This window comes from uncultured Maricaulis sp., assembly GCF_905480005.1.
Lineage (GTDB): Bacteria > Pseudomonadota > Alphaproteobacteria > Caulobacterales > Maricaulaceae > Maricaulis.
The window spans coordinates 1-5954 of the sequence record NZ_CAJQOO010000183.1 but is presented as its reverse complement, the minus strand read 5'-3'; the positions used below and the strand labels follow the sequence as shown (position 1 = coordinate 5954).

The following is a 5954-nucleotide window of genomic DNA, read 5'->3' as shown; positions in this document are numbered from 1 at the left end:
GACATCAAAGCCCTCGGTCATGCCGAGTTCCTTGGCCACATCCTCGATCTTCTCCTTCGAGACATCGACCGTGCGGATATTCGGCGCGACCTGGCTGGCCAGGTGAAGGCGATGGGTATTGATATCGGTCAGAACGACATGACGGGCGCCGACATGACGGGCGATCGCGGCGGCCATGATGCCGATCGGACCGGCACCGGTGATCAGCACATCCTCGCCGATCATGTCGAATTGCAGGGCGGTGTGCACCGCATTGCCGAGCGGGTCGAGGATCGAACCGATCTCGTCGGGCACATCCTCGGGCAGAGGGACGACATTGAAGGCCGGGAGTTTCATGTATTCGGCGAAGGCGCCCGGGATGTTGACCCCGACGCCGCGGGTTTCCGGGTCCAGATGGAATCGACCGGCGCGCGCGGCGCGGCTTGTGACACCGACCACATGCCCTTCGCCGGAGACGCGTTGGCCAACCTTCACGCGGGTCACATTGGCGCCGATATCGACAATCTCGCCGGCATATTCATGACCGACGACCATGGGCGTGGGCACGTTCTTGGCGGCCCAGTCATCCCAGTTATAGATATGAATATCGGTCCCGCAGATTGCGGTTCGCTTGACCTTGATGAGAACGTCATCCGGACCGATTGTCGGCTCGGGGACATCCTCCATCCAGATGCCTTCTTCCGGCTTGGCTTTCACCAGGGCTTTCATGCGCTTCCCTCACCTTGTGGCGTCCCCGTCTCGGCGGGTTTGTCGCGAAGATACATCACAGCGGCGATGGGGAAAGTGAGCATCATCGGAATGAGCAGTATCGACATCAGTTCGGCGACATGGCCGTTCGACCCGCTGACAAAAGTTGCCAATAATGACAATGCCCCGACGCCCGCCGGGACAGCGAGGATCCGGCGCCCATCCATCCACAACATGGCAGCCATCCAGGCCGCATAGGCCGCGATCAGACCCCATTTGACCCAGGTATCGATGCGCAGCATTTCGATCCGCACGGGCAGGAAACTGTCCAGGGCGTATGAGACAAGTTCGGCCTCGCTGCTGGCCTCGTCGAAATAGCCATCGGGCAGACAATCGCGCAGCACGACATCGTCGCGGCCGTCCGGCGGCTCGATTTCGGGACCGCAGACCGGGGCCTCGATCTCGGCGAGGATGCTGTTGATGGTCGCATTCTCCTGCCAGTCGGCGGGGATGGTGGCGAGCGCCAGACCGACCCCGATCACTGCCAGAAAGCGTCCCCGCAGCGCCATACCGAGGAAGAAGGCCGCGGCCATGCCGGCATAGGCCAGCGGGAAGAACCAGTCGAGGAATTGCACCTCGACCAGCCAGGCCCGCAATGCGGCGGCCTCGTCACCCTGAAGAAAGTCGAGGTCTTCGGTTTTTTCGGCGAATTCAAGTGCAAGGATGGGCGTTTTGAACCCCTCCGCCATCGGTGCACTGCCCAGGTCAGGCGGCGAACCGAACAGCGCCAGCGGAAAGGCCAGCGTCGCCACAGTCAGCACCAGAGTGGCCACAAAGGCCCAGCGTGATGATGTCATACGTCCCCCGATCGGCATCATTGTGCCCCTTCACCCGTCGCAATCAAGCGGTCAGGCGTTCCGCGACCGTCTCACCGATCGCCAGCGAGGCGGTCAGGCCGGGGCTTTCAATGCCGAACAGCGCGACCAGCCCCTCAACGCCATGTGTATCGGCCCCGTCAATGCGGAAATCGGGCTGAGGCTCGCCCGGTCCATGCAGTTTGGGCCGGATACCGGCATAATCCGGCATCAACGCGCCGTCCGGCAAGCCCGGCCAGAAGCGCCGGGCGGTTGCGTAGAAGGCCTCGCCCCGCTCCGGATCGACCGTGTAGTCCTCCCCCTCGACAAAGGCGAGGTCCGGCCCGAAGCGTGCCTGTCCGCCCAGGTCGCGGCGATAATGCGTGCCCAAAGCACCCGGAATGGGCAGTGGATAGACCAGGCGCGAAAACGGCGCCTTGCCCGACAAGGTAAAGTAGACCCCCTTGCCGTAGTGCAAGGGCGGGATGGACGCTGCCGGGACGGTCTCGATCAGGCCGGCTGCGGACTGGGCACCCAGGCCCGCCGCAATCACCAGATAGCGTGTGGTCACCTCGGTCGCATGCTCGCCGCCCGTGCGGACCACGAATCCCCCGCCCTTGAGCGGCGCGGCACCGGCGAAGGGCGTATTGACCGCGATCGCCCCGCCATGCCCGGCAATCTCTCCGGCCAGCGCGTCCATATAGGCGTGCGCATCCATCACGCCGCTTTCTTCCGACAGCAGGGCGGCCTCGGCGTGCAATTCCGGCTCGAGCGCCCGTGCTTCGGCGCCACTGAGGCGTCGCATGCCACCGACCTGGTTGATGTTGGCCTGGTCAAGAATAGCATCCAGCCGCTCGATTTCGTGGGGCTGGGTGGCGACGACCAGCTTGCCGCATTTCTCGTGCGGCAGGTGGTGGTGTTCGAGAAAGGCGTAGAGCATCAGCCGCCCGGCCACGCACAGGCGGGCTTTCAGCGAGCCGGTCGGGTAATAGAGCCCGCCATGGATAACCTCGGAATTGCGCGAGGAAATGCCCTGGCCGATCGCCTTGTTGGCTTCCAGGACGACGGTCTCATGGCCGCGCCGGGCAAAGGCCCGCGCCGTCGCCAGACCGACCGCTCCGCCACCGACAATGATCGCATCTGTCTCGAAGGCCATGCGCATTCTCCCAGCCCGGCACGCCTAAACGATAAGACTGGCATGAGTCCGGTGCACTGGAAGAGGGTATGCGGACCGACCCGCTCACAAAAAGAAAACCGCCCGGCGCAGGGCACCGGGCGGCTCTTCATCCAGAAAGTCGGTTCAGTCACCCCTCGGCGGCACTCACCGGCGGGAAGATACGGCCCAGCGGACCGACCTGCGGGATTGGCAGCAGCAGGATGCGGCGGACCGGGTTCCACGCCGCGCCCAGCACCACGACCACGCCACCCAGCACCAGCAGGGTCACGGCGACAACCGCGCCCGCGCCAAGTCCGGCAGAATTGACGATGATGCCAATGGAGACACCGGCGGTCAGCAGGCCCGACACGATCAGCGCCCGGCGATTGATCAGGAGCGAAACAATGGCAAACAGGCCAATCACCGTCAGGGCCGTAATCGCCAGGCGCATCGTTTCGGCACCATCAGCCGCCATGGCCGCGAAGAGGTTTAGGTTTTCCGGATTGTTGAATTCACTCGCCTGCAGCGACCAACCGGACAGGGTGACATTGAGCATGGCGCCGAGCAGGATCGGGGCCGCAAGGAAATGCAGCCAGAACGCCGTCCCGGCCAGCCGCGTTTCTCGCGCCGGATCGCGGGCATCAAAGATAATTCCGGTCACCAGCAGAACGGCACCTGCCGCAACATTGATCGCCGGCGACCAGACGACCACCGTGTAGGGATCGAAGGCCATCAGTGCCATGACAGCGGTCAAGACAAAACCAACACCCATCAGGCCACCAGCATAGGGCAGACGATAGCTGAAGTAATAAGCGGCTATTGGCAGCAGGAAGGCCAAACCGATCACGAGCGGAAAGAAGCGGAGTGCGGCGGGCAATTGCACCACCAACGCCATCACCATTTCGCGGGTCAGCACTTGCTGGCTCTCCAACTCAATTGCGTCTGCAGCCTGGTTGACCATCTCGAACGAGTCCTCGCTGAGGCCGACACCATGGATCAGGAATTGAACATAGCCCCAGATCAGCACGATCATGGTGGTCACGCCGAACACCGAGCTGAGCACAATGCCCGGCAGGATGCGGCGCTGCTTGCCGACCAGCAGGGCCGACAGGAACCAGATAAAGACGGCGATGCCGCCGATCAGCGCCATCAGCGCGTTCTGCCAGGCCTGCTCACCTTCAATGAGGTCCAGCCCGACCATCACCTGGCCGGCGCCGACCGCCAGGCCACCCAGCAGGATCAGCACCCCGATGGTGGTGAAGATGTCGTGGAAATTGTTCAGGAAAGGCAGCATCTCGTCCGATGGACGCGCACTGCTTGCACGCACTTCGCTGGTATCCGTCATATCAGTCCCCTGTGTCACGTTACCCGTGTGATGCCCCCAAGCGATCATTCGGATGCAGCTTTCGCCGGAAAAGCGAGTCTGACCGGAACAGACTACCCGCGATTGGGGAAAAGGTCAGGGGGACTGGTTGGGGTGGCGTCCCGTGCCGCCAAAGCAGACCGGCGCCGTAATCACGGCGCCGGTTACGAGCCCTATCGGGCGATAGGGCGGCTGGCTTCCAGGATGGGAAGTCCGGCCTCGGTCGGGATGTAGATCACGTCCTGGCCATTTTCGCCAAGCGACTGGATCCACAGATAGCGCAGATAACCGTCCGGACCGCCCAGACCTTCCGCGACGATGGCATTGGCTTCCGCCACACCACGGGCACGGGCAACTTCTGCCTCGGCATTCAGCTCCTCGGCCTCAAGCCGGGCCTGCGCCTCGAGCACGGCAATATGCCGGTTCTGCTCCGCGCGGACCAGTTCAGCCCGGCCGGCGAGCTCCTGCTGCCAGACACCATATTGTGGTAGACCCCACATCAAGGCTCCGATCGACACGACAAAAAACGCCGCAATGGCGATGAACAAACCAGGTCTCATAGCCCCTCTCCTTCTATAAAGCGGTTGAATGACAACAACTTACAACGAGGAAAGTCGGGTTATCAGAGGGAATGGAGAGACCGGAATCCGGGAGGGATTCGGCCTGTGAGAATCCGGGGTCAGATCACCCCGAGCGCCTTGCCCACCTTTGTAAACGCCGCCACGGCGCGGTCGATCTGCTCGGGCGTGTGGGCCGCCGACATCTGGGTGCGGATCCGGGCCTTGCCCTTGGGCACGACGGGGAAGAAGAAGCCGATCACATAAACGCCCTCATCCATCAGCCTGGACGCCATCTCCTGGGCCAGCTTGGCATCGCCCAGCATGACCGGGATGATCGGATGTTCGCCCGGCAGAAGATCAAATCCGGCTTCGCTCATGCCGGTGCGGAAGCGTTTGGCATTGTCGACCAGGCGGGCGCGCAGATCATCGCCCTCGGCGACCATGTCGAGCGCCTTGAGCGAAGCCCCGGCAATGGCCGGCGCCAGCGAGTTGGAGAACAGATAGGGCCGCGAGCGCTGGCGCAGCATGTCGATGATCTCCTTGCGCGCCGCCGTGAAACCGCCCATCGCCCCGCCCAGCGCCTTGCCAAACGTACCGGTGATGATGTCGATCTCGCCCAGCACACCGCAATGCTCCGGCGTCCCGCGGCCTTTAGCGCCCATGAAGCCGTGCGCATGGCAGTCATCGACCATGGTCAGCGCATCATATTGCTTGGCCAGGCCGACGATGGATTTCAGGTCGGCGATATAACCATCCATCGAGAACACGCCATCGGTGACGATCAGGACATGGCGCGCGCCATCGGCCCGGGCCTGTTTCAGCTGGGTCTCGAGATCGCTCATGTCGGAATTGGCATAGCGATAGCGCCTGGCCTTGCACAGGCGCACACCGTCAATGATGGAGGCATGGTTGAGCGCGTCCGAGATGATCGCATCCTCCGGCCCCAGGAGCGGCTCGAACACGCCGCCATTGGCGTCAAAGGCGGCGGCATAGAGGATGGCATCCTCGCAGCCGGCAAAGGCCGCGACCTTGGCTTCCAGCTGCTTGTGCAGATCCTGTGTTCCACAGATGAAACGCACCGAGGCGACGCCGAAACCATGACTGTCCAGGGTCGATTTGGCGGCCTCGATCAGCTCGGGACGATTGGCCAGGCCGAGATAATTATTGGCGCAGAAATTGATGACATGGCTCGACGCCCCGTCCGCGGTCACATCGATCTCGGAGAATTGCTGCGAGGTGATGACGCGTTCGCGCTTGTACAGCCCGTCCGCCTCGATCTGCTTCAACTCGTCGGCAAGGTGGGCGTAGAAGGCGTCGGACATGGTGGGCTCCCA

Annotated in this window: 6 protein-coding genes; all 6 read right to left on the bottom strand. The window is 62.9% G+C overall.

The genetic code is table 11. The features are described 5' to 3' along the window. A partial coding sequence (locus QZ266_RS14800) for an alcohol dehydrogenase catalytic domain-containing protein (RefSeq protein WP_295696493.1) occupies positions 1-708 on the bottom strand: 708 nt, incomplete at its 3' end. Next, positions 705-1544: a hypothetical protein gene (locus QZ266_RS14795; protein ID WP_295696491.1), complete on the bottom strand. Its 840-nt coding sequence runs from the start codon at positions 1542-1544 to the stop codon at positions 705-707. The genes QZ266_RS14800 and QZ266_RS14795, both read right to left, overlap by 4 nt. 43 nt (positions 1545-1587) lie before the next feature. After that, positions 1588-2697 carry an NAD(P)/FAD-dependent oxidoreductase gene (locus QZ266_RS14790; protein ID WP_295696490.1) on the bottom strand — a complete coding sequence of 370 codons (1110 nt, stop codon included), beginning with the start codon at positions 2695-2697 and terminating at the stop codon, positions 1588-1590. Positions 2698-2845: 148 nt separating this feature from the next. Beyond that, entirely contained in the window at positions 2846-4042 is a 1197-nt protein-coding gene (locus tag QZ266_RS14785) for a hypothetical protein (RefSeq protein ID WP_295696488.1), read from the bottom strand. Between the two features lie 191 nt (positions 4043-4233). Next, positions 4234-4620, bottom strand: coding sequence for a hypothetical protein (locus tag QZ266_RS14780; RefSeq protein ID WP_295696486.1), 387 nt, complete (start codon positions 4618-4620; stop codon positions 4234-4236). Positions 4621-4739: 119 nt separating this feature from the next. Continuing rightward, positions 4740-5942: a glycine C-acetyltransferase gene (locus QZ266_RS14775; RefSeq protein WP_367178250.1), complete on the bottom strand. Its 1203-nt coding sequence runs from the start codon at positions 5940-5942 to the stop codon at positions 4740-4742. Positions 5943-5954: the final 12 nt, after the last annotated feature.

Bases quoted from the DNA above. Each gene is read 5' to 3' on its own strand.
- QZ266_RS14795 (WP_295696491.1), bottom strand. From the start codon at position 1,544: ATGACATCATCACGCTGGGCCTTTGTGGCCACTCTGGTGCTGACTGTG.
- QZ266_RS14790 (WP_295696490.1), bottom strand. From the start codon at position 2,697: ATGGCCTTCGAGACAGATGCGATCATTGTCGGTGGCGGAGCGGTCGGT.
- QZ266_RS14785 (WP_295696488.1), bottom strand. From the start codon at position 4,042: ATGACGGATACCAGCGAAGTGCGTGCAAGCAGTGCGCGTCCATCGGAC.
- QZ266_RS14780 (WP_295696486.1), bottom strand. From the start codon at position 4,620: ATGAGACCTGGTTTGTTCATCGCCATTGCGGCGTTTTTTGTCGTGTCG.
- QZ266_RS14775 (WP_367178250.1), bottom strand. From the start codon at position 5,942: ATGTCCGACGCCTTCTACGCCCACCTTGCCGACGAGTTGAAGCAGATC.